Raw genomic sequence first — 26781 nt, forward strand, 5'->3', positions numbered from 1 at the left:
TAAAGTTAATTAATCTCATAGTGAATACGTTAGCCCCAAGAAGTATTGTGTACCGAAGTACTGAATGGTTCCTGTGCGAGCTTCACTGCCAAAGTAACTCTTGGTTGGCGCATCTGTGAGGTTATTAACTTGGAATAAAACACCTAAATTGTCGGTTACTTCATAACTCGCTTGGTAGTCAATAACCAATTCCGAATCGAAGTTAACCACTTCATCATTTACCGACACTTGCTTGGACACAAACGGGTCTCTATAACGAGCACTAACTCGTGTTTCGAAACCTTCATTTTCCCAGAACACAGTTCCTGCCAATACCTGCTTACTTAATCCTGGTAATTCTGCTGTATAGATGCCATCGCTAGCACTTGCTCTGCGAACAATTTCAGTTTCAGTGTAAGAGTAACTTGCGCTGACACCTAAACCAGACCAAAGACCCGGTAAGTTGCTATAAATTTCAGTGTATGAGAGTTCAATACCGCGAATATAACCACCTCGCGCATTATTCTCGAAGGTCGTGTACGAACCATTTACGGTAGGAACGGTAACAGTCAGTTGCTCACCTAGTTCATCAAGAACAGGCTGTGAATCTTCCTCATCTGTAAAGACAGGTACTTCAATTTCTGTAGGTACAACAAAACCATTGCCAGCAAAGTCGTAAGGGTCTATTGTGCTGCGGTCAACAAAAGACTGAATGTCTTTGTAATAAAGAGCCGCAACAAATGCGCCATCTGTGTCGTTGAAGTAATGCTCGTAAGATATGTCGTACTGATTTGCATAGAACGGACGTAAATACGGGCTGTTATCACTTTGGCCATTTAATCTTGCTTCACCAATAACTGTGATTTCGCCTGTATCAATATTTTGGCTCGCGAACGGTTCAGATATTGTTGCACCCGCGTTAGCGAACATTTCATTGATTGGGGCTCTCCCCATCACCTTCGCAGCAGCAAAACGCACTTGTTGGTTACTGCTCAGTCTAAAGGTCAAGTTAAGTGACGGAAGGTAATCAGTGTATGTATCTTCTAGGATAACTGGACGGAAAGTATCAACTGCAAAACCCACATCATCAACAATGATTTGCGCGCCAGCGGTAGGATCTCCCCCAACATTCTGTAGGAAAGTAGATGCCTGTTTAGTATCAACCATGCGCACACCCACATTACCTGTAACTGGGATGCCTGCTAGTTCCATATCCAAATTCGCCATCACATAAGCTGACGTGACTTCTTCGAATACTTTACCGCTTTGCAGTACTGACCATGAGGTATCACCAATTGGGTCGCCTTCTGGTGGATTAAGTACCCCAGAGAATCCGCCCCAACTTTGCACAGGCTGTGGTACGCCACCTGGGAACCATGCATCGAGTGCTTTATCTAAATCAATTGCTAAGTAGCTTGGGAAATATGAAAATTCGCCTTCCCAATTAACTACCGTCACCATATCTTCAGTTAAGCGCAATGGTGGCTGGCTTCTTGAAAAGCCTGAATCTGAACCGTACTCAAATACTGAGCGGTCATTACTGTATTCACGGTCAGAATAACGTGCACCAAATTCAATACTGCGTACCCAGTCATTATCTAGGACATATTGAAAATCAAGACGGTATGCATCTAGCTCATCTGAGTTTTGGAATGGATAGATGCCATATTTAGAGACCAATACTTTATTCAAATCAATAAAGTCGTCTGCTTGGTTAAAGCCTAAATCAGGTAGGTCCAAACCATTCAACAAATAACTAATCGAAATATTTTCGTCTAAGTTTGGCAGTGCAGCGTTAGCATCCTCAGCAACAAGCGACCAAAGTAGACCGTTTCTGAAATCACTTTCGGCAGATGAATGCGCAATATCAAAGCTCATTGACCAATCATCTGATATTTCCCACGCTGCATTAATACCAAGGCTTTTGACTCTGTCGAAATCTTGGTTATCGTCGTTTACCAACTCAACTCGTGTGTTTTGATCAGGTACACGTTGGAAAGTCCCACCGATGACATCGTTGTCCACCACTGTCGGGTTAGCGATAGTGACATTCGGCGCTTCTAATTTGACACGAAATCCGCGAGCAAATTCTTCTGAATCAAATTTTGATAAGAACGCGTCGGCTTTTAATACAAAATTATCGGTTGGTGCCCATTCAAGCGCCGCCATATAACCATTTCGCGTTTCGCCACCACCTTTGTGTTGTAGCTCGAAACCTTCACTGATCCTTTCACATTCCCCACATTGGCCTTCTGGCGCTAAATCTGGGTTGAGATTTTCAACGTCACCATCAAGAAAATCGACGTCTTTTTCACGACTATATGACAAACCAATAAATTGAGTTGAAACACTTGGCTGATACAAGCGAGCATAACCTAAGGCTACACCTAATGTATCTTCTAAGAATTTACCTTGATAAGAGAAGCTAATCCGCGAGCCAAACTCATCTGCATCTGCTACTTCACTCGCTCGGTCATTATACATGCCGCGAATATTTGCATTAAAGGTATGCGTTTCGCTATTTGACAGAGGGCTTGCCGTAGTGAGTTCTACTGTTCCAGCAACGCCGCCTTCAATCAAAGACGCCTTTGGCGACTTATAAACAGCTGCGCTACTAATTAATTCTGAAGGGTATTGGTCAAACTCAATGGAACGACTACCGCTCGTTGATACTTGCTCTCTGCCATTTAAGGTAGAGAAAACAAAATCGCCGGCCAAACCACGAATGTTAATTTCCGCAGCTTGCCCCCCGGTTCTTACTGCTGAAATACCGGGTAGACGTGTTAATGCATCCGCCATAGAAACATCCGGTAAGCCGCCTAGATCATCTGCCGAGATTTGTTCTGATACCGTATCACTGAACCGTTTTTGATTCAGAGACTTTATCAAACTAGTACTGTAACCACGTACCTCAATCTTCTCTATTGTATCTTGCGCTTCTTGACTAGAAGATTGCTCTTCACTGTCTTCTTGCGCATACAATGGCAAACTACCAAACATCATTCCGCTGGCAACAAGTGCCGCAGTAATCAAGCTGGGTTTGAATTTATTCATAGTTGTGTCCCATTGGTGTTGTAGTTGGCGTTTTTGTTTGCAACTCACACGATTGTTCAAACAGAGCATGCAAGAACGCCTATTTATACTCGAGACAAATGTTACATTTTTGCTACTCTATTTGACATTTTGTGCATACGTATTCATAACATTCACTTAACATTTAATACCTAAATGAGATAATTTTTTTATCAACACGAACCTAAATTAAATATTTTATACATAAAATTCAGTTGGTTAATTAAGATTCAGCGATATCTACACTTTACGTTTCGTTAACCTTACTTTTGTTAACACTTCGTGCATTTATGCAGGGAACACCTAATGAAAGGGCTTACACGCTTCACTCATGTACTTTATTCATTACAAAAATGAAGCGTTTTTCTGTGATTTACGGCTTGAATGCCGAAAGGAAATCATTGTGACTAGGCAGTTTTGCGGCTGTTCCTTGCATGATTGCACTCAAGTTTTGCAGAAGCTCTGAGGCTTGTTCATCACTTAGAGAATCAGCTAAGGTGTGATAAGACTTCGGCTCGATACCTTGGCCAATCATAACTTGTTGCCATGCGGCTTCGGTAAATAATTCATCTTGTTCTCGGAAAATACTCCCAGTCTCTTTAAAAAGTGTCATTTTTTGTTGCAGAGTATCTGGTATTTCCATGGCTTTCATTCGTTGCCAAAATGGCTCTGTGCGGTTATTAAGCTTGTAATGAAGAATAATAAAATCACGAATGCGTTCGAACTCGATTTGTGATTGGCGATTGTATTCGTCGACGTTAGCTTGATTAATTTCCTGTTGTGGGAACAACTTAACCAGGCGCACGATAGCGCTTTGAACTAAATGTAAGCTAGTCGATTCCAATGGCTCTAAAAAGCCAGAAGAGAGGCCAATTGCGACACAGTTTTTATGCCACTGTTTAACTCGGCGCCCAGTAGTGAACTTTATCGGACGCGGCTCACCCAATGCTCGACCATCAACATTATTCATCAAATGGGCCGACGCCTCATCGTCACTCATGAATTCACTTGAATAGACGACCCCATTCCCGGTCCGGTGCTGCAATGGAATTCGCCACTGCCAACCTGCCCTGTGAGCAATAGATTTGGTAAAGGGTTTGATGGGGGTTACAGACTCGCATGGCATCGCCATCGCGCTATCGCAAGGAAGCCAATGTCGCCAATCTTCATATCCCGTTTTAAGAGCACCCTCAATCAGCAATGCCTTAAAACCACTACAATCAATGAAGAAATCGCCTTCAATCACCTTGCCTGACTTCAAGCTGAGGCTAAGGATATTACCACTAATAGGCTCGAGGTTTACCTTATCAATAAATCCTTCAACCCGAATACAACCCATCTTTTCACTGAGCTGTCGCAAGTAAGCTGCATAAAGGCCTGCGTCGAAATGATAGGCGTGCACTAAACCGGGTAATTGCGTATTTGGAATTTTCTGTAAAAAGCCAAATTTGTTGTTCTTTGCAGCCTGATAATTCAGCGAATAATCCCAGAAATCGGTGTTAAGTCCAAGAGACTTCCCTCGCAACCAAGTGTGGTGGAACCCCGCCATTCCCATGTCTTTGCCAACGCGTCCAAACGCGTGCATGTACGAATGTTCGGCATCGCGCCAGCCGTCAAATTCAATACCTAGTTTGAATGTGCCTTTTGTTGCATTAACAAATTCAGCTTCATTAATTCCCAGCACCTTATTAAAGTAAGCAATGGGTGGAATAGTAGCCTCGCCCACTCCTACTGTGCCAACTTCTTCAGACTCAACTAGAGTAATCTCATGCTGTTTACCGATTAGACGGGATAACATGCTCGCTGTCATCCACCCTGAGGAACCGCCGCCAACGACTACTATTTTCATGAATTTACTTCTCTATTGCTAATGACTTATCTGATGCTTAAACAAAGAACCACTTCCGAAGAAGTGGTTCTTATCATAGCATTGAATGCTTCAGTGTATATCTCTGTAAACTACAGATTGATTAGAACTTATAGCTCAAACCAAGCAAGTAGTTACGACCAAAGCGTTGCACATCTCTGATATCTAATGAAGTGTCATCTGAGGCACTGTGCTCAGTGACAAACTCTTCATCAGTTAAGTTCTGTGCTTGTAGGCTGATAGTTAAACCATCAAGGCTTTCGATGCCAGATTCGCTAAAATCATATGAGATTTGAGCATCGACCAGATCGCTTCCTTGAACATTCACTGGCTGTCTAACCAAGCTCAAGCCTGCTACTTCGCCTAAGAAATCAGAGCGACTTCTCCAGCTAACACGTGCTTGGAAGCCTGATTTTTCATAATACACAGTTGCATTAAACACTTCTTCAGACAAACCTGGTACTGGGTCACTAAACTCTAGCGTTGTCACATCGCCATCCAAATTTGCGGGCACTTCAACTGTATAATCAAGCTCACTATCTAAGAACGTTGCAGAGAAAATACCACCAAAGCCTTCTAAGCTTTCGCTAAACATTGCGCCGCTAAGTGAAAGGCTCAACTCAAGACCAGAAACGTGGCCTTCACCAAGGTTATTCCACGAGTTTAATACGCCAAATGGTGCCACAGGCTGTCCGTCAGGCGGTGTTAAATCTGATGTATCAACCAATTTCCCTGCTTGTTGCTGCCAGTCAGACAAATTTTTGTAGAAGTAAGCAACTGCAACATAACCTTCATCATGGAAATAGTTCTCATAGGTAATATCAAACTGGTCTGCCATGATTGGTCTAAGTTGTGGGTTTGCTACACTTCCCGACCAAATATTCGTTTGCTCACTGTAAGATAAGTCACCAGAACTTGCGTTCATGCGGTCCATACGTGAGCGAGACATCGTTCTTGCAATACCCACACGAACCAATTGATCGTCAGCGACATCCGCAATCAGGTTAATACTTGGCAATACTTCAGTGTACTTGTCACCGCCAGTCGTTGGTTGAATATCTAAGGTTCTATCAGCTAAACGTCGAGATGAACTCCCCGTCGAACTTTGGTCAAGTTGAACAACCTGAACACCCACATTACCACGAACAGGAATGTTACCAATTTCCATATCTAAGTTAGCTTTTACAAAGAAAGTTAATGCTTCTTCGTTCACAACCCATGTGTTCTGGGCACGACCTGGATCAGTAATCGCTGAATCAAACTCTAAGTAGTTTCCATCTTGCCAGAAGCGGAAAGAATCAAAAGCAACCTGCTCGCCGAAACCGATAAAGTCTAAAGAAACATTTGGTAAACGATATTCATCAGGGATAGGCAAACGATAACCTGGAATAACATTACCAAGGGCGTCAATTGCACCTGGTAATGTTAAGAATACGCCAGTATCAACACGTTCTTTTGTGCGATCACTGAAATTCATACCGAAGTCGATACTTGAAACGATACCCTCGTCGAAAACATACTTCGCTGCCGCTTTTAGCGTAGTCAGCTCATCTTCCACTGTTGGCGTGTTGATGAAACCATCTTGGTCATTGTCACTATTAGGATCGATGAGGTTACCCCATCCCCAACCTTGCGGGTTACCTAATTGAATAACACTTGCATCGCCGTAGTTTAAGTCAGGATCAAAATCGACATTAGTATTGCCATCAAACAATGTAAAGTCGATGGTTTCAGGCTGACGATCGTTTGGACCGCGACCAGAGCCAGCATACGTTTCTAAAGACCATGTTTGACGGTCAACTTTTGAGTAAGACGCGTCTAGTTCAAGCACCAGATTATCACTAAGTGCGTATTCTATGTTTGCACCTAGTGCGAAAAGATCGGCTTCACGAACCGTAACGTCGTTACGAATAACAGCGCCCACTGGAGAACCATCAGAACCAATAGTGCCTGTTCTGGCAAAACCATCAACAGTATCGGTTACGGTAATCCCTGCATCACCCCATGCAGCTGGAATTTCTGGACCACGAAGCACTTGATCGTCTTTAAAATCGATATATAAGGCATCGATGTTAATCTGTAGATCATCACTTGGCGCAATCTCTAACACGCCCATAAGGGTGTCACGAGTCAATTCAGCAGAACGAACGAAAGGTTTAAACCCGCCTACTACCCCGTCTGGATAGCCCCAAGTATTAAAGCGCTCTTCGTTATTTGGAGAGCTCATATGGGCATAAGCTAAGGCAATACCCACAGTGTCATCAGCAAACTGATTGATATATGAAACACTGCCACGTACGCCAGTATCTTCGCCATCTGGGTTAAGCGCACCGATATCGTTTTGTTCACCACGCAAGGTAAACGATAAACTTTCTTTACCAAACGCGAGAGGCTTAACAGTACGCATATCAATCGTGCCGCCAATACCTTGTGTGATGAGTGTCGATTCTGGTGTCTTGTAAACAACAACTTCGCTCATAATTTCTGATGGATAAACATCAAATTCCACACCGCGGTTATCACCCAAAGATACTTGCTCACGACCATTAAACGTTGCAGAACTAAAGTTTTCACCCAAGCCACGAATTGAAATAGAGCTAGCACGACCATCTAGTCGCTGCGCCGCAATACCCGGTAAGCGTGCAATTGATTCAGCAATACTGGAATCCGGTAGCTTACCGATATCTTCTGCTGTCACAACTTCAACAATTGAAGACTCAGTCATTTTGATAGACTGTGCTTTCTGCAAGCTAGCACGGATACCGGTTATTTCGATAACTTCGACAAGCTCTTCTTCATCTGCAACAGGTGCTTCTTGCGCTGCAATTGAAGAAAGACTGAAAGCCATGCCGCTGCTGATAAGCGCGAGCTTAATTAGGCTGGGTTTAAACGTTCTCATTAGTGTGTCCCTATGTGTGTTTGTATTTTAAATGTAAATATTCCATTACACTTTTGTTTATTCAGACGCGTGAATAGTAATCTGAGCGCCAACATAAAGACAAATAACTGCATACGTATTCAACGCATATCAAAAACATTCCATTAACATTTCAGTGTCGAAAAGCCACTCTAAATTAAGCTTAAATACATGAATATATTGTACTTTATCTAATTAGCAAGTTTGAAATTGAGAGTATTAAATATGAGAAGATAAAAGGATAAAGCAGTGAAAATGATTAACAAAATTGAAAAACAATTAGGTTTATGAAGGTTTAGATCACTCAAACACAAAAAAACCGACAAGACTTTCATCTTATCGGTTTCAATTGACTGTATCTGAGTGCACCGAAGCGCTAGCTCATTACCAACCAGTAATTTCGCGTAAGCCTTTACCGATGTCAGCAAGAGAACGAACAGTTTTAACACCCGCCGCTTCTAATGCTTTAAATTTCTCATCAGCTGTACCTTTACCGCCAGCGATAATCGCACCAGCATGACCCATACGCTTACCAGCAGGAGCAGTAACACCAGCAATGTAAGAAACAACCGGCTTAGTTACGTTTTCTTTGATAAACGCAGCCGCTTCTTCTTCTGCGGTTCCACCGATTTCACCAATCATCACGATTGCTTCTGTCTCTGGATCTTCTTGGAACAACTTAAGAATATCGATGAAGTTAGAACCAGGGATCGGGTCACCACCAATACCAACACAAGAAGACTGACCGAAACCTTCGTCAGTAGTTTGCTTAACGGCTTCATAAGTCAAAGTACCTGAACGAGATACGATGCCTACTTTGCCTGGCTTATGAATGTGACCTGGCATGATGCCAATTTTACATTCGCCTGGAGTGATAACACCTGGGCAGTTAGGACCGATCATACGAGCGCCCTTCTGATTTACGTATTCTTTCACGTAAAGCATATCGATCGTAGGGATACCTTCGGTAATACAAACTACCAATTCGATACCTGCATCAACCGCTTCAACGATAGAATCTTTACAGAAAGCAGCTGGTACGTAGATCACTGATGCTGTTGCACCAGTTGCTTCTACCGCTTCTCTTACAGTGTTAAACACTGGAAGACCTAAATGCTCTGTGCCGCCTTTGCCTGGTGTAACACCACCAACCATTTTTGTGCCATATGCAATTGCTTGCTCAGAATGGAACGTACCTTGACCGCCAGTGAAACCTTGGCAGATAACTTTGGTGTCTTTATTAATTAATACTGACATTATTTGCCCTCCGCAGCAGCAACAACTTTTTGAGCAGCATCTGTAAGTGATTCTGCAGCGATAATATCTAAACCAGAACCAGCAAGTACTTCGCGGCCTAATTCAGCATTCGTACCTTCTAAACGAACAACTACTGGTACATTTACACCGACTTCTTTAACCGCACCAATGATACCTTCAGCAATCATGTCACAACGTACAATTCCACCAAAGATGTTCACTAGCACTGCTTTAACATTGCTGTCAGAAAGAATGATCTTAAACGCTTCTGCTACACGCTCTTTAGTTGCACCGCCACCAACGTCTAGGAAGTTAGCTGGGCTACCACCGTGTAAGTTTACGATGTCCATAGTACCCATTGCTAAGCCAGCGCCGTTAACCATACAACCTACGTTACCGTCTAGTGCAACATAGTTTAATTCAAATTTCGCAGCATGAGCTTCACGAGCGTCTTCTTGTGACGGATCGTTCATCTCTGCAACTTTCTTTTGACGATATAACGCGTTGCTATCTACGCCCAACTTAGCGTCAAGACAGTGCAAGTCACCATCTTCTTTAATCACTAGAGGGTTGATTTCAATTAGCGCTAGGTCTAAATCTTCAAACATCTTGGCTAAGCCCATAAAGATGTTTGTGAACTGACGAACCTGAACACCTGTCAAACCAAGCTTGAATGCGATTTCGCGAGCTTGAAAAGGTTGAGCACCTACAAGTGGATCAACTTCTGCTTTAAGAATCTTTTCTGGTGTCTCTTCAGCAACCGTTTCAATTTCAACACCACCTTCGGTAGATGCCATGAATACGATACGGCGAGATGTTCTATCAACTACAGCGCCAAGATATAGCTCTTGTGCGATGTCAGTGCATGACTCAACCAAGATACGACTAACTGGCTGACCATTTTCATCTGTTTGGTAAGTAACTAGATTTTTACCAAGCCAGTTTTCAGCAAATGCTTTTATCTCTGACTTTTCTTTTACTAGTTTAACGCCGCCCGCTTTACCGCGACCGCCTGCGTGTACTTGACACTTAACTACCCACTCAGTTCCGCCAATGCGGTCTGCAGCTTCAACAGCAGCTTCTGGAGTATCAGCAGCGTATCCTTCAGATACTGGCAAACCGTATTCTTTGAATAACTGTTTGCCTTGGTATTCATGCAAATTCATGTTGATTTATCCGATTTTATTTAATAGAAAAGCCGCCTTTGTTAACTTCTATAGTTGCTTACCAATTTAAGCAAAAAAGTAGCTCGGGCGACTTGATTTAACCTTGCTGAATTTTATCACAAACTCAGCAATATGACAGATGATAACAGAGCTATCGCCTGTCTTTTTCTCTTTAGACCAAAGTATTAACTCTCTGTTTACACATCAAGTAACAATCTTGTTGGATCTTCTAACATTTCTTTAACAGTTACCAAGAAACCAACAGACTCTTTGCCGTCAATAATTCGGTGGTCGTAAGACAATGCTAAATACATCATCGGTAAAATTTCAACTTTACCGTTTACCGCCATTGGACGATCTTGGATTTTATGCATTCCCAAAATAGCGCTTTGAGGCGGGTTAATGATAGGGGTAGACATGAGTGAACCAAATACACCACCGTTGGTGATGGTAAAGTTACCACCCTGCAAATCAGACATTGCTAATTTACCGTCTCTGCCTTTCAATGCGAGTTCTTTGATGCCTTTTTCAACACCGGCCATACCTAAGGTATCTGTATCTCTTAGTATAGGTGTCACCAAGCCACGAGGGGTTGATACCGCAATCGAAATATCGAAATAGTTATGATAACAAATATCATCGCCGTCAAGTGACGCGTTAACTTCAGGGAAACGCTTAAGCGCCTCGGTAACAGCTTTCACGTAGAAAGACATAAAACCTAAGCGAATACCATGACGTTTCTCAAAACTGTCCTGATACTGCTTACGTAAGTCCATGATAGGCTTCATGTTCACTTCGTTGAATGTCGTTAACATGGCTGTTGAGTTTTTAGCTTCCAACAAGCGATTTGCGATGGTTTTACGCAAACGCGTCATTGGAACACGTTTCTCTGTTCGCTCACCTGCAGCCACTGCTGGCGCTTCAGTGCTTGATTTCGCAGAACTAGCAGCTGGTGCCGCTGGTGCTTTAAGATGCTTTTCAACGTCTTCTTTTGTAATTCTGCCGCCTTTGCCTGTTCCTGCAATTTTTGCTGGATCAACACCTTTTTCTGCAAGCAAACGTCTTACTGATGGGCTTAATGCATCATTGTCAGAATCACTTGACGCTGGTGCTTCGGCTTCTGCAGCTTTGGCAGCTGGTGCTGCAGCGCTCGCACCTTCAACGAATACGGCAATATCAGCTTCAGCTAACACTGTCTCACCCTCTTGGGCTAATATTTCGCTGATTGAACCGTCTGCTGGCGCAACAACTTCAAGTACCACTTTGTCCGTTTCAATATCGACTAAGTTTTGATCTCGAGTGACTGCTTCACCTGCCTGAACATGCCATGTCGCGATTGTTGCATCAGCAACAGACTCAGGAAGCACAGGTACTTTAATCTTTGACTCTTTACCACCACCTGAAGGTGCTGACTCTGCTGCCGGCGCAGGACTTGAAGAAGTCTCATTGCTAGCCGTTGTAGTTGCTGTTGACGCACTCGCGCCTTCGTCTACTTTACCTATGACTTGTTCACCTAACACAGTATCACCGTCGTTGTGAATAATTTCAGCCAATACACCGTCGGCTGGTGCCACAACTTCCAGTACTACTTTGTCTGTCTCAATATCAACAAGGTTTTGATCGCGTGTGACTGCTTCACCCGCTTTTACATGCCACGTTGCGATAGTCGCATCTGCTACTGATTCAGGTAATACGGGAACTTTTATTTCAATTGTCATCTTGGTTCCTTAGTTTAGTGTAAGTGCGTCTTCGACTAACGCTTTTTGTTGTTGATTGTGTACAGAAACATAGCCTACTGCAGGAGAAGCAGAAGCCTTACGACCTGCGTAAGTTAATTTAGAGCCTTGTGGAATTGACTGCCAGAAATGATGTTGGCTACAATACCATGCTCCCTGATTTTGTGGCTCTTCTTGACACCATACCCAATCAGTTACATGTTCATACTTCTTCATCATCGATGCAAATTCGGCCTGCGGGAATGGATAAAGTTGCTCCAAACGCACAATAGCCACATCTGTTTGTTCGTTTTTGCGTCTTTGGTCGAGTAAGTCGTAATAGACCTTACCCGAACACATGACCACGCGCTTCACATTTGCTGGATCAATATCATCAATCTCATCAATAACATTGTGGAAAACACCAGCCGCTAGCTCTTCCATACTCGATACCGCGAGTGGATGACGCAATAATGATTTAGGAGACATCACAATCAATGGGCGTCGCATAGGACGCACAGATTGTCTGCGCAACATGTTGTAAACTTGGGCAGGTGTAGATGGTATACACACCTGCCAGTTGTGGTCAGCACACATCTGCAAGAATCTCTCGAGTCGAGCCGAGCTATGCTCTGGACCTTGGCCTTCATAACCATGAGGTAAAAGCATCGTTAGACCGCACAAGCGACCCCATTTTGCTTCACCCGATGATAAGAATTGGTCAAATACCACTTGAGCGCCGTTGGCGAAGTCACCGAACTGAGCTTCCCAAATAGTTAAACAAGAAGGTTCTGCTGTTGCAAAGCCATATTCAAAGGCCATAACTGCCTCTTCCGATAATACCGAGTCATATATTTCAATACGGCCTTGGTCAGAAGATATGTTTTGCAAAGGCATGTACGAACTGCCATCTGTTTGATTGTGCAGTACTGCATGTCTGTGGAAGAAAGTACCACGACCTGAGTCTTGCCCTGTCATTCTAATGTCTGTTTTCTCAGCAAGAATACTGGCGTAAGCTAAGTTTTCAGCCATGCCCCAGTCTAATTGCTTTTCGCCGTCGACCATTGCTTTACGATCTAGGTATAGTTTGTTCACTCTCGACTGCAAACGATGCTCTTCAGGGAAGCTAATTAAGGCCTGCCCTAATGATTTAATTGTTTCAACAGGCAAGCTACCATCATATTCCACATCCCAATCGTGGCCGATGTACGGAGACCAATCTACTGAATGTTCAGTCATTGGACGCCACTCTTCTACCACACATGCGCCATGATCAAGTGCTGCTCTGTACTCAGCGGCAAGCTTATCAACTTCATGCTTCTCGATGGTACCTTCAGCAATCAACTGATCAGCATAAATTTGCTTAGGCACAGGGTGCTTTTTAATCTTTTGATACATTAATGGCTGAGTTGCATTTGGCTCATCGGCTTCGTTGTGACCGTGACGGCGATAGCAAACTAAGTCAATAACAACATCGCGTTTAAACTTGTTGCGATAATCCAAAGCCAGTTTAGTGACAAACATGACCGCTTCAGGGTCGTCTGCGTTAACATGGAAGATTGGTGCTTGGACCATTTTCGCAATATCAGTACAGTACTGAGTTGAGCGAGTGTCTTCTGTGTTTGAAGTTGTAAAACCGACTTGATTGTTTATAACAATACGCACAGTACCGCCGACTTTAAAGCCGCGAGTTTGTGACATATTAAAGGTTTCTTGCACAACGCCTTGGCCTGCAATTGCAGAGTCACCGTGAATGGTGATAGGCAACACTGCTGAACCGTCTTCACAGTTGCGTCTCGCCAATCTTGCTCGTACAGAGCCCATAACAACTGGGTTAACGATTTCTAAGTGTGATGGGTTAAAAGCCAAAGCTAAGTGTACATTTCCGCCTGGCGTGGCAAAATCTGAAGAAAAACCTGCGTGGTATTTTACGTCACCAGCACCTAAGCTGTCGTCATGTTTACCGGCAAATTCATCGAACAGAACCGATGGATTTTTACCTAAAACATTCACTAATACGTTTAGACGACCTCGGTGAGCCATACCAACGACAACTTCTTTGGTTCCAGCAGCACCCGCCTCTGTGATGAGACCTTTAAGCATTGGAATAAGTGAATCACCACCTTCCAAAGAGAAACGCTTCGCGCCTGTAAACTTCGAGCCAAGGTATTTTTCCATACCGTCAGCTGCGATTAGGCCTTTTAAAATTTTGACTTTTTCTTCACGGCCAATCACTGGCTTAGCTTCTACAGATTCAATTCGTTGTTGCAACCAACGCTTTTGCTCTGTATCAGTGATATGCATGTATTCTGAGCCGATAGAGCCGCAATAGGTACGATTAAGTGACTTGAATAAATCGCCAAGACCCATTTTTTCTGCATCGACAGCATAGGAGCCTAAATTGAACATCGCATCAAAATCGCTCTCAGACAGATTATGATGAGATAGCTCTAAATCTCTTACTCGCTCTTGCTTCCATAAACCGAGTGGATCGATATTAGCTTGTTGGTGACCACGAAAACGATAAGCGTTGATTAACTGCAACACTTTTACTTGGCGTTCATCGCTTTGAACACTACCCGAACTTGCCGCACCAGAACTAAATCTTGCCGCTGGGCCAAGTGAGGCCATGTGTTTAAAATCGGCCTTAATTTGCGTGTGGTTGGTTTCGACTTCTACACCATCTACCTTGGGTAAACCGTCAAATGTGACTTTCCAGTTTTCTGGGACACTTTGTGGATCTTCAAGATAAGCCTCGTACATCTCCTCGACGTAAGCGGCATTACCTCCCGCCATGTGGGATGATTCCCACCATGCTTTCATCACGCTATCTTGCATTCTTAAGCCTTGATTTAAAAAGTTAAGTGTATTGTATTCTATGTATATTCTTCTTGTAAATTGTCATTTACGCCTTTCACCGCATACATACGACTATAAACGTATATAAATGCATAAATTTCGACTGTGCAATAAATTTTATATAAAAAAATAGCCATCCTTCTCAGGACAGCTATTTAGTAATCAACTCTATCTACACAGTAGACAAAACGGCACTAAACAGCCCGTTGCAGCAGCATGGACTTAATTTGTCCAATCGCCTTCGTTGGATTCAAGCCCTTCGGACATACGCTAACACAGTTCATGATGCCATGACATCTGAAAACGCTAAAAGCGTCGTCAAGATCGTTAAGACGTTCTTCAGTCGCTGTATCTCTTGAATCAATCAAGAAACGGTATGCATGAAGTAAGCCAGCTGGGCCAATGAATTTATCTGGGTTCCACCAGAATGATGGGCATGAAGTTGAACAACATGCACATAAGATACATTCATATAAGCCATCTAACTTAGCTCTGTCTTCTTGTGACTGCAAATGCTCACGCGCTGGTGGCTGCTTGTCATCGTTAATTAAGAAAGGCTTAATCTTTTCGTACTGAGTATAGAACTGTGTCATATCGACCACTAAGTCACGCACTACTGGCAGACCTGGTAGTGGACGAACCACAATTTTACCTTTACCCAAAGCAGACAATGGCGTAATACACGCAAGGCCATTCTTACCGTTCATGTTCATACCATCAGACCCACAAACACCTTCTCGGCACGAGCGACGGAAAGACAACGTTGGATCTTCTTCTTTCAATGCAATCAAAGCGTCAAGAACCATCATGTCTTGGCCTTCTTCGACCTCAAGCTGATAATCTTGCATCTTAGGTGCATCATCTACATCTGGGTTATATCGATAAATCGAAAATTCTAACTTCATAATGATTACTCCTATTAATATGAACGTACTTTAGGCGGGAAAGCTTCACGAAGCTTAGGTGCCATGTTTACGTCACGTTTGCGCATTGATTCACTCTCTGGAAGGTACAAGCTGTGGCACAACCAGTTATCATCATCACGCTCAGGGAAGTCAAAGCGACTATGGGCACCACGACTTTCCGTTCTGAAGTTTGCCGCAACAGCTGTGCTGTATGCAGTTTCCATCAGGTTATCTAGTTCCAAGCACTCAATGCGTTGAGTGTTGAAGTCTGAACTCTTGTCATCCAAACGTGCATTCTGTAAACGTTCGCGGATTTCTTTAAGCTCTTTAAGACCCTCGGCCATTGCATCGCCTTCACGGAAAACAGAGAAATTAAGCTGCATACACTTCTGCATGTCTTTCTTAATTTGAACAGGGTCTTCACCCTTACCTTTCTCTGAGCTTTCCCAGCGATTGAAACGCGCCATCGTTGCATCTAGGTCTGAAGCTGAAGCATCACTCTTCACTTCAATTTCGTCAATATTCTTGCCTAAGTGCAAGCCTGTTGCACGACCGAAAACAACTAAGTCTAAGAGAGAGTTACCGCCAAGACGGTTTGCACCGTGTACAGATACACATGCAATCTCGCCACAAGCGAATAAGCCATCGACTTTGCTTTCGTTTCCGTCAACGTCTACAGTAATCACTTGACCATCTACGTTGGTTGGAATACCACCCATCATGTAGTGGCAAGTCGGAATAACAGGAATAGGTTCTTTCACTGGATCCACGTGCGCAAACGTTCTTGAAAGCTCAAGAATGCCAGGTAGTCTTGATTCTAGAACGTCTTTACCTAAGTGATCTAGTTTCAATTTGATGTGAGTTCCCCAAGGACCTTCACAACCACGACCTTCACGAATCTCAGTCATCATTGAACGTGCAACTACGTCACGACCAGCTAAGTCTTTCGCATTTGGCGCATAACGTTCCATGAAGCGTTCACCGTCTTTATTAAGAAGGTAACCACCTTCACCACGACAACCTTCAGTAACTAGCGTACCAGCACCTGCAATACCTGTCGGGTGGAACTGCCACATTTCCATATCTTGCAACGGCACACCAGCACGTAAAGCCATGCCAACGCCATCACCAGTGTTAATGTGAGCATTTGTGGTCGATGCATATATTCTACCTGCACCACCTGTCGCAAGCACAACAGCTTTAGACTTGAAATAAACAACTTCGCCAGTCTCGATGTCGATTGCAGTACAACCCACTACTTGGCCTTGTTGGTTTTTCACTAAATCAAGTGCGTACCACTCGCTGAATACTTTTGTACGATTTTTAACATTTTGTTGATACAGAAGGTGAAGCAAAGCGTGACCTGTACGGTCAGCCGCGGCTGCAGTTCTAGCAGCCTGCTCGCCACCAAAGTTCATCGACTGCCCACCGAATGGACGCTGATAAACCTTGCCTTCTTCTGTTCTTGAGAATGGTAAACCCATGTTTTCCATCTCAATAATAGCTTCGGGACCAGTTTTGCACATATACTCGATAGCTTCTTGGTCACCAATGTAATCCGACCCCTTAACGGTGTCGTACATGTGCCATTCCCAGTTATCTTCGTGAGAATTTCCTAGCGCTACAGTTATACCGCCTTGAGCAGAAACTGTGTGAGAGCGCGTTGGGAATACTTTTGATAGCAAAGCGCAAGACTTGCCTGATTCTGAAATTTGTAATGCTGCGCGCATACCTGCACCGCCAGCACCAATTACTACCGCGTCGAACTCATGAACGGGTAAACTCATTTTAAACACCCCACAAAACGAATAGACCTACTGCAACATACGCGAATGCAATTAGGTTAAGAACATATTGAAGACCGGCGCGTAGACCAGCTGGCTTGATATAGTCTGTTAAGACCTGCCACAATCCTATACGCACATGAATCATGATTGAGATCAACGCAGCAAGAGTAAATGCTTTCATGTAGATATTGGCAAACAAACCTTGCCAAACTTCAAATGAAACTACTGGTGTAGTTACGAAGAAGTAAACCATAAATAAAGTAAATGCTGTGATGATTGCCGCTGTGGCACGCAAAGAAACGTAGTCTTGGACACCGTTTCGTTTGATTGATGCTTGATTCGTTACCATAATACTACTCCCAAACCGATTGAAGCTAATACCCAAATGGCAATCGCGATTTTCGCACTGTTGTTACCAGAGTCTAGTTCTTCCCAGAATCCCATGTCCATGATCACATGGCGTACACCACCAATAATGTGATAGGTCAATGCAGATGCTGTCCCAATTGTTATAATCTTACCGTACCAAGCATCCATCATGCCTAATACAGTGTTATAACCCTCAAGAGACGCTACTGATGTTGCCCACGCATAAATAACGAATAACAATGCAAAAAACATTGCTACGCCTGTTACGCGGTGAAGGATAGATGCAATAGCGGTTGGCGGAAAGGTGATCGTATTAAGATCTAAATTTACCGGTCTTTGTTTCTTCACAATAATATGCCTGTAGTCGTTCGTAGATAAAAGAAGGCGCTGCCTAACTGATATCTGAGTTGTGTGTTTTACTAAGTGGAGCGAATTAACGCCCTTATTTTGTTAACAATTTGTGAATAGAATATTGCCAAAATGGAACAAAACTCATTCCTTGTATTTAGCGGGCTTGAATATAACAATCTGCCTGAAGAATTACAATTTTTTGTTGCTTATTAAGCCTTTAGTCGTAAACAATTCTTGCTACCCTATATACTAACGGTAAATGGAGAATATTTATTAATCTAATGTGCATTTAAATTGACTTATTACTACAATACCAGTACAAATAGCGCCACTTTTCGTAACGATGTGAACAAAATTACGGTTTACAACGTTATATTAGAAAATTAATGAGGAGAGCATTACATGGCAGAAGATAAAGCCATTTTAAAAGCAGGTGATACCGAAGTTGAACTTCCAATTCTGACGGGCACAGCGGGTCATCCTGTAATTGATATCAGAGCATTGGGTGCCAATGGTTATTTCACATTTGACCCAGGCTTCATGGCTACAGGTTCATGTGAATCTTCAATTACTTTCATCGATGGTGCGAAAGGTGTGCTATTACACCGCGGTTTCCCTATCGACGAACTCGCGCGTGATTCTGACTATTTAGAAGTATGTCACATGTTATTGCACGGCGATGCACCGAACACTGAACAATATAAAACGTTCAAAGAAACAATCACTCGTCACACGATGGTTCACGAACAAATCAACATGTTCTTCCACGGTTTTAGAAACGACGCCCACCCAATGGCTATGCTTTGCGGCACCGTTGGCGCAATGAGCTCGTTCTACCACAGCGACTTAGATGTAAACAGTGAAGAACAACGTTTACGCAGCGCACACCGCCTTATCGCGAAAATGCCAACGCTAGTTGCAATGTGTTACAAGTACAACGTAGGCCAGCCATTTGTTTACCCGAAGAATGACCTTAGCTACGCTGCAAACTTCCTTAACATGATGTTCTCTGTTCCTGCTGAAGACTACAAAGTGAGCCCAGCAGTAGAACGCGCAATGGATAGAATTTTCATCCTTCACGCTGACCACGAACAAAACGCTTCGACGTCAACTGTTCGTTTAGCAGGTTCTTCAGGTGCAAACCCTTATGCGTGTATCGCAGCTGGTGTAGCGTCTTTATGGGGCCCTGCTCACGGCGGCGCGAATGAAGCTTGTTTGCAAATGCTTGAAGAAATCGGTTCAGTTGACCGCATTCCAGAGTTCATCGACAGAGCGAAAGATAAGTCTGACCCGTTCCGTCTAATGGGCTTCGGTCACCGTGTTTACAAAAACCACGATCCTCGCGCAACAGTGATGCGTGAAAGCTGTCACGAAGTATTAGCAGAGCTACAACTTGACGATCCACTACTTGAAGTAGCAATGGAGCTAGAGCGTATTGCTCTAAGCGACCCATACTTTGCAGAGAAGAAACTGTTCCCTAACGTAGATTTCTACTCAGGTATCGTACTTAAAGCAATCGGCATCCCTACCAATATGTTCACGTGTATTTTCGCACTATCAAGAACCGTTGGTTGGATTTCACACTGGCATGAAATGCTTAGTCAACCGGGACAGAAAATTGGCCGTCCACGCCAACTTTACACTGGTGAAGCTCAGCGCAAGTACACGCCAATCGACAAGTAAATGTTGTAATCTAAAAAAGCGCTCGTTGAGCGCTTTTTTTTCGTCACAATCAAAGTGTGTTTGGATAAACAAAGGCGTCCGTCTTGATTGGCTTGTAAAATGCCTGAAAAGACGAGTAAGGCGAATGTCTTTGTTTATACAAACCGTCAAAGGCCACGGATGGCCTTTGAGAGCGGACAGGATGTCGTAAAGCGTGTTTGAATAAACAAAGACGTTCTCTTGATTGGCTTGTAAATATGCCTAAAAAGACGAGTAAGGCGAATGTCTTTGTTTATACAAACCGTCAAAGGCCATGGATGGCCTTTGAGAGCGGACAGGATGTCGTAAAGCGTGTTTGAATAAACAAAGGCGTTCGGCTTGATTGGCTTATAAAAATGCCTAAAAAGACGAGTAAGGCGAATGTCTTTGTTTATACAAACCGTCAAAGGCCACGGATGGCCTTTGAGAGCGGACAGGATGTCGTAAAGCGTGTTTGAATAAACTAAGGCGTTCGGCTTGATTGTCTTGCAAACAGTAAAAAGAGAAAGAAATGAATAAACAATTTTGGATTTTGGGTTACGCGGGACTCATACCGTTTGTGGGGCTTCCACTGTTAGCGTTTACTAATTTTTTAGATAATATGCTTGCATATCAATACTTTGTGCAGTATTCAGCAATCATCTTGTCATTTTTTGGTGGAATCCATTGGTTTGATGCTCTCCAAAAGGATGAAGCATCACACCAGCTTTATGTTGCTATGCTACCCAGTATTGTTGCTTGGCTTAGCTTGGTTACCTTATCTGGTTCAATCCTGTTAGGTGTTTTATCCTGCTCGTTTATCGGGATGCTCATGTATGATAAATACACATTGAAGATGGAAAAACACAAGATTATTGCATATACCCAATTGAGAATGATTTTGACAACCGTGGTCGTGCTATCGCATTTAGCAATGAGCTTATTGTAAGCTCATTGCCGTCGTATCATCTAGGCAGTAATTAACGCCATCAATTCTGCGGTTTTTTCTTTCATTAATGGAATATCACCTTTTGATTCAACATTAAGTCGAATAACCGGCTCGGTATTAGACTTACGTAAGTTGAAACGCCAAGAACCAAACTCCATGCCGATACCATCTGTCTTATCGATATGCTCCGCTTGATCTTGGTAGTGCTCAACTACTTTTTTAATAGTTAAACCTGCATTCTCTACTGTAGAGTTAATTTCTCCCGACGAAGGAAATGCCGCAATACGTTCTTTTACCAGCATAGAAAGCGGTTTGCCGCTAGCGCTAATAAGCTCAGCAACCAGCATCCAAGGGATCATACCAGAGTCACAATAGGCAAAGTCACGGAAATAGTGGTGTGCACTCATCTCGCCGCCGTATACTGCATCTTCCTTGCGCATCCTTTCTTTTATGAAAGCGTGCCCTGTTTTAGACTTAATAGGTTTGCCGCCGTTAGTCTTAACAATTTCTTCGGTATTCCAATACACTCTCGGGTCATAGATGATGCTAGCCCCTTTCTCTTTGGCTAAGAATGCTTGAGCGAGCAAGCCAACAATATAGTAACCCTCAACAAACTCACCCTGTTCATCAAATAAGAAACAACGGTCAAAATCGCCATCCCAAGCAATGCCCATGTCAGCTTTGTGAGCCAGTACGGCATCCGCTGTATCAGCACGATTTTCAGGCAATAAAGGATTCGGAATGCCATTTGGGAAATTGCCATCAGCTTGATGATGAACTTTGACAAACTCCACTGGCACATTCTGATGTTGAAAAAATAACTCAATAGCGTCTAGTGCTGGGCCAGCAGCGCCGTTACCCGCATTTACAACCAACTTTATTGGTTTAAGCTTGCGATAATCAATATATTCACTTAAATGCAAGACGTAGTCGTTGACACAACTTACGCGTTCGTAGCGCCTGGTTTCGAGCAGCTTAATCTCTTTGATCGAGTGAGATCCTTCAAGAAAATCTTTGTCACTCACCAGTTCAGCCCCACTGTAGGCTATCATTCGAGCCTGAACATTCATTTCATCGTAAGTTTGCGCTCTATCACGAATAGCAAATAAACCACTGTCGCCAGATATAGGAACTGAGCCAGACTTCACTAGCTTCATGCCGTTATAATTAATTGGGTTATGCGATGCTGTCACTTCAATACCGCCATCTACGCCTAAATGTTTAGTCGCAAAATAAATCTCTTCCGTTCCTGCCATGCCGATATCGAGCACTTTAGCACCGCCATCGAGTAAGCCTGCAGATAAGGCCAATTTAAGAGGTATCGAGGTTTTTCTTACATCTGCACCGACTACAACTGTTCTAGTTTGTAGTTCTTCAGCAAAAGCGCGCCCTATCCGATAGGCTACAGATTCCGTCAGTTGCTCAATGAGTTCACCACGGATGTCGTATGCTTTAAAGCAAGTAATACTTGTCATGTCATCAATCTTTTTTTTAATAATTATAGCGTTAGAAACGCGAGAACTGAGCTTGGTAGGCCAAGCTCGTGACCTTATTTATTTTTTAACACCAGCGCGACCATAGCGGTCCGAAAAGCGAACAATATCATCTTCACCAAGGTAACTTCCCGACTGAACTTCAATAAGTTCTAGTAAGATTTTCCCAGGGTTTTCTAAGGCATGTACTTCGCCAATTGGGATATAGATGGACTCGTTCTCAGTCACCAGTTTTGTGGTCTCACCGACGGTCACGCTTGCAGTGCCTGAAACGACAATCCAGTGTTCTGCGCGATGATGGTGCATCTGTACGCTCAGTTTCTCTCCAGGTTTCACACTGATGCGTTTCACTTGATAACGTTCGCCGTTATCCACAGAATCATAGCTGCCCCAAGGTCTGAAAACTTCACGATGGAACTGAAACTCCGGTCGTTTTTTGGCTTTTAGTTCGTTTACCACATTTTTGATATCTTGCACTTTATTTTTATTAGCAACCAAGACCGCATCTTTCGTTTCAACCACGACCACATCATCAAGGCCAATCACAGAAATCAGTCTTTGCTCAGAGTTAATATAGCTATTATTAACGCCTTCTAGCATGACGTCGCCGACCGTTACGTTGCCATTTGCGTCTTTATCACTAGCGGTGTCCCAAAGCGAACTCCAACTCCCAACATCACTCCACCCTGCGTCTAATGGAATAACACAGGCATCCGCTGTTTTTTCCATCACAGCGTAATCGATGGAGTCATCTGGACACGCCGCAAATGCTTCCTCATCTACGCGCAAGAAGGTCATGTCTGTATCTGTTGCATTCATTGATTTGACACACGCGTGATAGATTTCAGGCGCATGTTTTTCTAGCTCAGTAAGATAGACACTGGCTTTGAACATGAACATGCCGCTATTCCAGTAATATTCACCACTGGCTAAATACTTCTCTGCGGTGGCAGCATCTGGTTTTTCCACAAACTCAGCGACATCAAAACCGTCGTTGGCTTGCGCAGCGCCAGCTTTTATGTAGCCATACCCTGTATGAGCTTCGTTTGGTACCACGCCAAATGTAACTAACTTGTTTACCTCGGCAAGCTTGGAAGCGTTAGCTATCGCTTGATGAAATGCACTATGCTGACTAATCAGGTGATCTGCGGCTAGTACTAGCATGATCGGGTCTTCACCACTGGCGACGGAGTGCAGTGCAGCCAGCGCAATTGCAGGAGCTGTGTTTCGCCCTACTGGCTCGAGGATAATTTTATCATATGAAATATCAGCTGAGCGCAATTGCTCTGCTGCTAGGAAACGATGATCTTCATTACAAATGAATAAAGGACTGTCCATCGTTGCTTTCGGTAATCGCTGTATGGTTTCTTGCAGCATGGTCGCTTGCGAAGTAAGCGGGAGAAATTGTTTTGGAAGAGCCGCTCGAGATTTGGGCCAGAGCCGGCTTCCAGTGCCACCGGCAAGTACGACAGGTTTCATTTGTATTCCTTTAAAATCACAATTGCTTCGATGTTATTGAAGAATGGCCGATTTTTCAATGACAAAGAAGGTGTAAAGCAAGAAATACTGCGTAATATTGAGAAATGGCTCAATATTACGCCATAAAAAACTTTAATTTTAAAAACTAATCGAAGTTAAGATTCTTATCGTTTATGCCAATACACCTTGTTGATAATCACGCAAGGCCTGATTAATCTCTTCCTGACTATTCATCACAAAGGGACCATATTGAACAACCGGCTCACCTATAGGCTCACCGCTTACTAATATTGCTCTGGCATCATCTGACGTTTGTATTGTGAGTGTATCTGCAAAGTCAATCACACCTAATTGTCCTTTACTTAGGCGCTTTCCAGAAATCTCTATATCTCCTTCATAAACATAAACAAAGCCATTATGACTTGCTTTTGTTGGCAATGTGACTTCCTCTGTTCCCACAAAATGTAAGTCGAAGAACTGTGGTTTCACCGCTTGTGTGCTGACGGCTCCTTGTTGGCCCTCATATTCTCCTGCCAATACACGAACAGTGGACGCTTTACCTATCTTCAGTTCTGGCACTTGTTTAGACGGAATATCATGATAGCCAGGTGCTGACATTTTTTCACTCGCAGGCAAATTAACCCAAAGTTGAAAACCTCGCATACGCCCTTCTGTTTGCATTGGCATTTCTTCATGAATAATGCCTTTTCCTGCATTCATCCATTGCAATCCACCGTCTTCGATAATACCTTCATTGCCAACAGAGTCCTTATGTCCCATCTTTCCCGTCAGCATGTAGGTCACCGTTTGGAACCCGCGATGCGGATGTTGTGGAAAGCCTGCAATATAGTCCTGAGCATCTTCAGAACCGAACTCATCTAACATCAGAAAAGGATCGAGGCGCTTGAGTGCAGGCTGACCTAATACTCTTTTCAGTTTAACACCCGCACCATCCGACGCAGCCATGCCCTGCACTATCTGTATAATTTTACTATTCATAATATCTCCTAATGAGCCAATTCGCCCAAACGCTATGCCTACAGGTGTTCACGACCATGTGCTGATTGCAAATCCATCAAGGGGCCCTTTGGGACAACTTGTGTTGGGTTGATCATCGTGTGGCTGTAATAATAATGACGTTTGATATGATCAAAGTTAGTTGTTTCTTCAATGCCGTCAATTTGATAAAGCTCCTTCACATAGCCAGACAATGCAGGATAGTCTGCTATCCGTTTCAAATTACACTTAAAATGCCCAACGTAAACTGGATCAAAACGAATTAAGGTTGTAAATAAGCGCCAATCAGCCTCAGTGATGCGGTCTCCCATCAAGTAACGTTGTGTGCTCAATCGTTCGTTTAGGGTATCTAAACCGTCAAACAATGCGCTTACGGCCGATTCATACGCCTCTTGAGTCGTTGCAAAACCAGACTTGTAAACACCATTATTCACTTTGTCATAAACAAACTCATTCAATTCATCGATTCCATCGCGCAAAGTGTCTGGGTAATAATCATCTGTATTGCCAGTCAATTCATTAAATGCAGAATTAAAAATGCGAATGATGTCTGCAGATTCATTATTGACGATCTGATTTGTATGTTTGTCCCATAGAACGGGCACAGTGACACGAGTTGTAATATCGGCCTGAGCTTTGGTGTATATTTCATGCATGTAAGTGGACGAAAAAAGGTGGTCTTCTGTTGCACCATCATAACCACCAAACACCCAACCATTGTCCAGCATATCCGGACTGACCACTGACACACTGATATGCTTTTCTAAGCCTTTCAGCTTTCTAAAAATCAAGGTCCGATGTGCCCACGGACACGCTAGGCTAACATAAAGATGGTAGCGACCAGATTCAGGTGTAAACTCACTGCCATCTTCCTTGGATATAGTGTGTCTAAACTTCGAATCCTGGCGAACGAATTTGCCATTACTCTTTTTAGTATCGTACCATTGGTCTTGCCATTTACCGCCTACTAGTAATCCCATGATGATTTCCTCATAATGCCTTGCGTTTTCAATGTAGTTATTAAAGCATTAAATTTATCGGACGTAACTTGCTATTAATCGCATAAATCGTTCGATTAAATAGAATTATTTAAATGAATGGCATGATAAGAAACTTATTTAAGAGAAAATGAATGAACGAAGCGAGTATTCCAAGCCGTTTTTCTGGCTTAAGCCGATTATATTCGGCACAAGGTGTTAGAAAATTGATGAGCGCAAATGTTGCCGTTGTTGGCATTGGTGGCGTTGGCTCATGGACTGCTGAAGCGCTGGCCCGTAGCGCCGTTGGTAATATTACATTGATAGATTTAGACGACATTGCTAGCACTAACATTAATCGTCAGTTGCATGCCCTCGATTCGACGATAGAACAATCGAAAGTCGAGGTGATGCGAGCAAGAATGCTGGATATTAATCCCGATTGTCAGGTTAATGCTATTGAAGACTTTCTGACGTCAGAAACCCTTTCAAGCTATCTGTCCAATGAATTTGATGTGGTGATAGATGCAGTGGATAGTGTGCAGGCGAAAGCATCTATGATTGCATTTTGTAAACGCAACAAAATAAAAGTCATTACTGTCGGTGGCGCGGGCGGACAAATCGATCCGCTGCTGGTAACATGCAACGACTTAGCCAAAACAATACAAGACCCACTCGCGGCTAAACTTCGATCAGAATTAAGACGTTCTTATAATTTCAGTAAAAATCCAAAGCGTAATTTTGGAGTGGAATGCGTTTACTCCTCAGAGCAACTGCGCTATCCACAGCCCGATGGCACTGTTAGCTTCCAAAAAACACAGCAACAAGGCAGCGGTAAAATGGATTGCAGCACTGGCTTTGGAGCGTTTGTTGGTGTGACAGCCACATTTGGTTTAGTTGCTGCCAGCAGAGCAATCAAACATATACTCAAATAAGACTAAT

General features: G+C 43.3%; 18 protein-coding genes. 3 read left to right on the forward strand and 15 right to left on the reverse strand.

Annotation, left to right across the window (positions count from 1 at the left end):
* Window positions 1–15: 15 nt before the first annotated feature.
* The 11 genes from RM544_RS04170 to sdhC form a co-directional block, all read right to left on the reverse strand.
* Entirely contained in the window at window positions 16–3033 is a 3018-nt protein-coding gene (locus RM544_RS04170; RefSeq protein ID WP_311360501.1) for a TonB-dependent receptor, read from the reverse strand.
* Between the two features lie 391 nt (window positions 3034–3424).
* On the reverse strand, window positions 3425–4900 hold the full coding sequence (locus RM544_RS04175) for a tryptophan halogenase family protein (protein ID WP_311360502.1): 1476 nt from the start codon (window positions 4898–4900) through the stop codon (window positions 3425–3427).
* Window positions 4901–5021: 121 nt separating this feature from the next.
* Window positions 5022–7817 (reverse strand): TonB-dependent receptor, encoded by a 2796-nt coding sequence (locus tag RM544_RS04180; protein ID WP_311360503.1) that lies wholly within the window; start codon window positions 7815–7817, stop codon window positions 5022–5024.
* 402 nt (window positions 7818–8219) lie between these two features.
* Window positions 8220–9092, reverse strand: a complete 873-nt coding sequence (sucD, locus tag RM544_RS04185) for a succinate--CoA ligase subunit alpha (protein WP_311360504.1) — start codon at window positions 9090–9092, stop codon at window positions 8220–8222.
* Window positions 9092–10258 carry an ADP-forming succinate--CoA ligase subunit beta gene (gene sucC / locus RM544_RS04190; protein ID WP_311360505.1) on the reverse strand — a complete coding sequence of 389 codons (1167 nt, stop codon included), beginning with the start codon at window positions 10256–10258 and terminating at the stop codon, window positions 9092–9094. The genes sucD and sucC overlap by 1 nt, the downstream gene beginning before the upstream one ends.
* Window positions 10259–10455: 197 nt before the next feature.
* Complete coding sequence (gene odhB, locus RM544_RS04195) at window positions 10456–11976, reverse strand: 2-oxoglutarate dehydrogenase complex dihydrolipoyllysine-residue succinyltransferase (RefSeq protein ID WP_311360506.1); 1521 nt, start codon at window positions 11974–11976, stop codon at window positions 10456–10458.
* Window positions 11977–11985: 9 nt separating this feature from the next.
* Window positions 11986–14811 (reverse strand): 2-oxoglutarate dehydrogenase E1 component, encoded by a 2826-nt coding sequence (locus tag RM544_RS04200; RefSeq protein WP_311360507.1) that lies wholly within the window; start codon window positions 14809–14811, stop codon window positions 11986–11988.
* A gap of 215 nt (window positions 14812–15026) precedes the next feature.
* The gene (locus RM544_RS04205; RefSeq protein ID WP_311360508.1) at window positions 15027–15737 is read right to left on the reverse strand and encodes a succinate dehydrogenase iron-sulfur subunit; all 711 of its coding nucleotides are present in this window, start codon (window positions 15735–15737) and stop codon (window positions 15027–15029) included.
* A gap of 14 nt (window positions 15738–15751) precedes the next feature.
* The gene (sdhA, locus tag RM544_RS04210; RefSeq protein ID WP_311360509.1) at window positions 15752–17524 is read right to left on the reverse strand and encodes a succinate dehydrogenase flavoprotein subunit; all 1773 of its coding nucleotides are present in this window, start codon (window positions 17522–17524) and stop codon (window positions 15752–15754) included.
* A gap of 1 nt (window position 17525) precedes the next feature.
* The gene (sdhD, locus tag RM544_RS04215) at window positions 17526–17873 is read right to left on the reverse strand and encodes a succinate dehydrogenase, hydrophobic membrane anchor protein (protein ID WP_311360510.1); all 348 of its coding nucleotides are present in this window, start codon (window positions 17871–17873) and stop codon (window positions 17526–17528) included.
* Window positions 17867–18241 (reverse strand): succinate dehydrogenase, cytochrome b556 subunit, encoded by a 375-nt coding sequence (gene sdhC / locus RM544_RS04220; RefSeq protein ID WP_311360511.1) that lies wholly within the window; start codon window positions 18239–18241, stop codon window positions 17867–17869. The genes sdhD and sdhC overlap by 7 nt, the downstream gene beginning before the upstream one ends.
* Window positions 18242–18646: 405 nt before the next feature.
* Between sdhC and RM544_RS04225 the strand changes: the two genes are divergently transcribed.
* Together RM544_RS04225 and RM544_RS04230 are read left to right on the forward strand one after the other, a co-directional pair.
* On the forward strand, window positions 18647–19927 hold the full coding sequence (locus tag RM544_RS04225; protein ID WP_311360512.1) for a citrate synthase: 1281 nt from the start codon (window positions 18647–18649) through the stop codon (window positions 19925–19927).
* A 529-nt stretch (window positions 19928–20456) separates the two neighbouring features.
* Window positions 20457–20873, forward strand: a complete 417-nt coding sequence (locus RM544_RS04230) for a DUF3429 domain-containing protein (RefSeq protein WP_311360513.1) — start codon at window positions 20457–20459, stop codon at window positions 20871–20873.
* A 20-nt stretch (window positions 20874–20893) separates the two neighbouring features.
* On the opposite strand, the gene RM544_RS04235 is transcribed toward RM544_RS04230, so the two are convergent.
* The 4 genes from RM544_RS04235 to RM544_RS04250 form a co-directional block, all read right to left on the reverse strand.
* Window positions 20894–22348, reverse strand: coding sequence for a phosphohexomutase domain-containing protein (locus tag RM544_RS04235; protein WP_311360514.1), 1455 nt, complete (start codon window positions 22346–22348; stop codon window positions 20894–20896).
* Between the two features lie 78 nt (window positions 22349–22426).
* Window positions 22427–23845: a mannose-1-phosphate guanylyltransferase/mannose-6-phosphate isomerase gene (locus RM544_RS04240; RefSeq protein WP_311360515.1), complete on the reverse strand. Its 1419-nt coding sequence runs from the start codon at window positions 23843–23845 to the stop codon at window positions 22427–22429.
* Between the two features lie 171 nt (window positions 23846–24016).
* A complete protein-coding gene (locus tag RM544_RS04245) occupies window positions 24017–24844 on the reverse strand; it encodes a pirin family protein (RefSeq protein ID WP_311360516.1) in 828 nt (275 codons plus the stop codon).
* A 38-nt stretch (window positions 24845–24882) separates the two neighbouring features.
* A complete protein-coding gene (locus RM544_RS04250; protein ID WP_311360517.1) occupies window positions 24883–25842 on the reverse strand; it encodes a glutathione S-transferase family protein in 960 nt (319 codons plus the stop codon).
* Window positions 25843–25994: 152 nt separating this feature from the next.
* On the opposite strand from RM544_RS04250, the gene tcdA reads away from it, so the two are divergent.
* Entirely contained in the window at window positions 25995–26774 is a 780-nt protein-coding gene (gene tcdA / locus RM544_RS04255; protein ID WP_311360518.1) for a tRNA cyclic N6-threonylcarbamoyladenosine(37) synthase TcdA, read from the forward strand.
* Window positions 26775–26781: the final 7 nt, after the last annotated feature.

It is taken from the genome of Brumicola blandensis, assembly GCF_031846165.1.
Lineage (GTDB): Bacteria > Pseudomonadota > Gammaproteobacteria > Enterobacterales > Alteromonadaceae > Glaciecola > Glaciecola blandensis.

Excerpts from the sequence above, each read along its gene's own strand:
- RM544_RS04240 (WP_311360515.1), bottom strand. The coding sequence starts at position 23,845 with ATGAAACCTGTCGTACTTGCCGGTGGCACTGGAAGCCGGCTCTGGCCC.
- RM544_RS04230 (WP_311360513.1), top strand. The coding sequence starts at position 20,457 with ATGAATAAACAATTTTGGATTTTGGGTTACGCGGGACTCATACCGTTT.
- sdhA (WP_311360509.1), bottom strand. The coding sequence starts at position 17,524 with ATGAGTTTACCCGTTCATGAGTTCGACGCGGTAGTAATTGGTGCTGGC.
- RM544_RS04225 (WP_311360512.1), top strand. The coding sequence starts at position 18,647 with ATGGCAGAAGATAAAGCCATTTTAAAAGCAGGTGATACCGAAGTTGAA.
- tcdA (WP_311360518.1), top strand. The coding sequence starts at position 25,995 with ATGAACGAAGCGAGTATTCCAAGCCGTTTTTCTGGCTTAAGCCGATTA.
- sucD (WP_311360504.1), bottom strand. The coding sequence starts at position 9,092 with ATGTCAGTATTAATTAATAAAGACACCAAAGTTATCTGCCAAGGTTTC.
- RM544_RS04180 (WP_311360503.1), bottom strand. The coding sequence starts at position 7,817 with ATGAGAACGTTTAAACCCAGCCTAATTAAGCTCGCGCTTATCAGCAGC.
- RM544_RS04250 (WP_311360517.1), bottom strand. The coding sequence starts at position 25,842 with ATGGGATTACTAGTAGGCGGTAAATGGCAAGACCAATGGTACGATACT.
- RM544_RS04205 (WP_311360508.1), bottom strand. The coding sequence starts at position 15,737 with ATGAAGTTAGAATTTTCGATTTATCGATATAACCCAGATGTAGATGAT.
- odhB (WP_311360506.1), bottom strand. The coding sequence starts at position 11,976 with ATGACAATTGAAATAAAAGTTCCCGTATTACCTGAATCAGTAGCAGAT.
- RM544_RS04200 (WP_311360507.1), bottom strand. The coding sequence starts at position 14,811 with ATGCAAGATAGCGTGATGAAAGCATGGTGGGAATCATCCCACATGGCG.
- sdhD (WP_311360510.1), bottom strand. The coding sequence starts at position 17,873 with ATGGTAACGAATCAAGCATCAATCAAACGAAACGGTGTCCAAGACTAC.
- RM544_RS04235 (WP_311360514.1), bottom strand. The coding sequence starts at position 22,348 with ATGACAAGTATTACTTGCTTTAAAGCATACGACATCCGTGGTGAACTC.
- RM544_RS04170 (WP_311360501.1), bottom strand. The coding sequence starts at position 3,033 with ATGAATAAATTCAAACCCAGCTTGATTACTGCGGCACTTGTTGCCAGC.
- RM544_RS04245 (WP_311360516.1), bottom strand. The coding sequence starts at position 24,844 with ATGAATAGTAAAATTATACAGATAGTGCAGGGCATGGCTGCGTCGGAT.
- sucC (WP_311360505.1), bottom strand. The coding sequence starts at position 10,258 with ATGAATTTGCATGAATACCAAGGCAAACAGTTATTCAAAGAATACGGT.
- RM544_RS04175 (WP_311360502.1), bottom strand. The coding sequence starts at position 4,900 with ATGAAAATAGTAGTCGTTGGCGGCGGTTCCTCAGGGTGGATGACAGCG.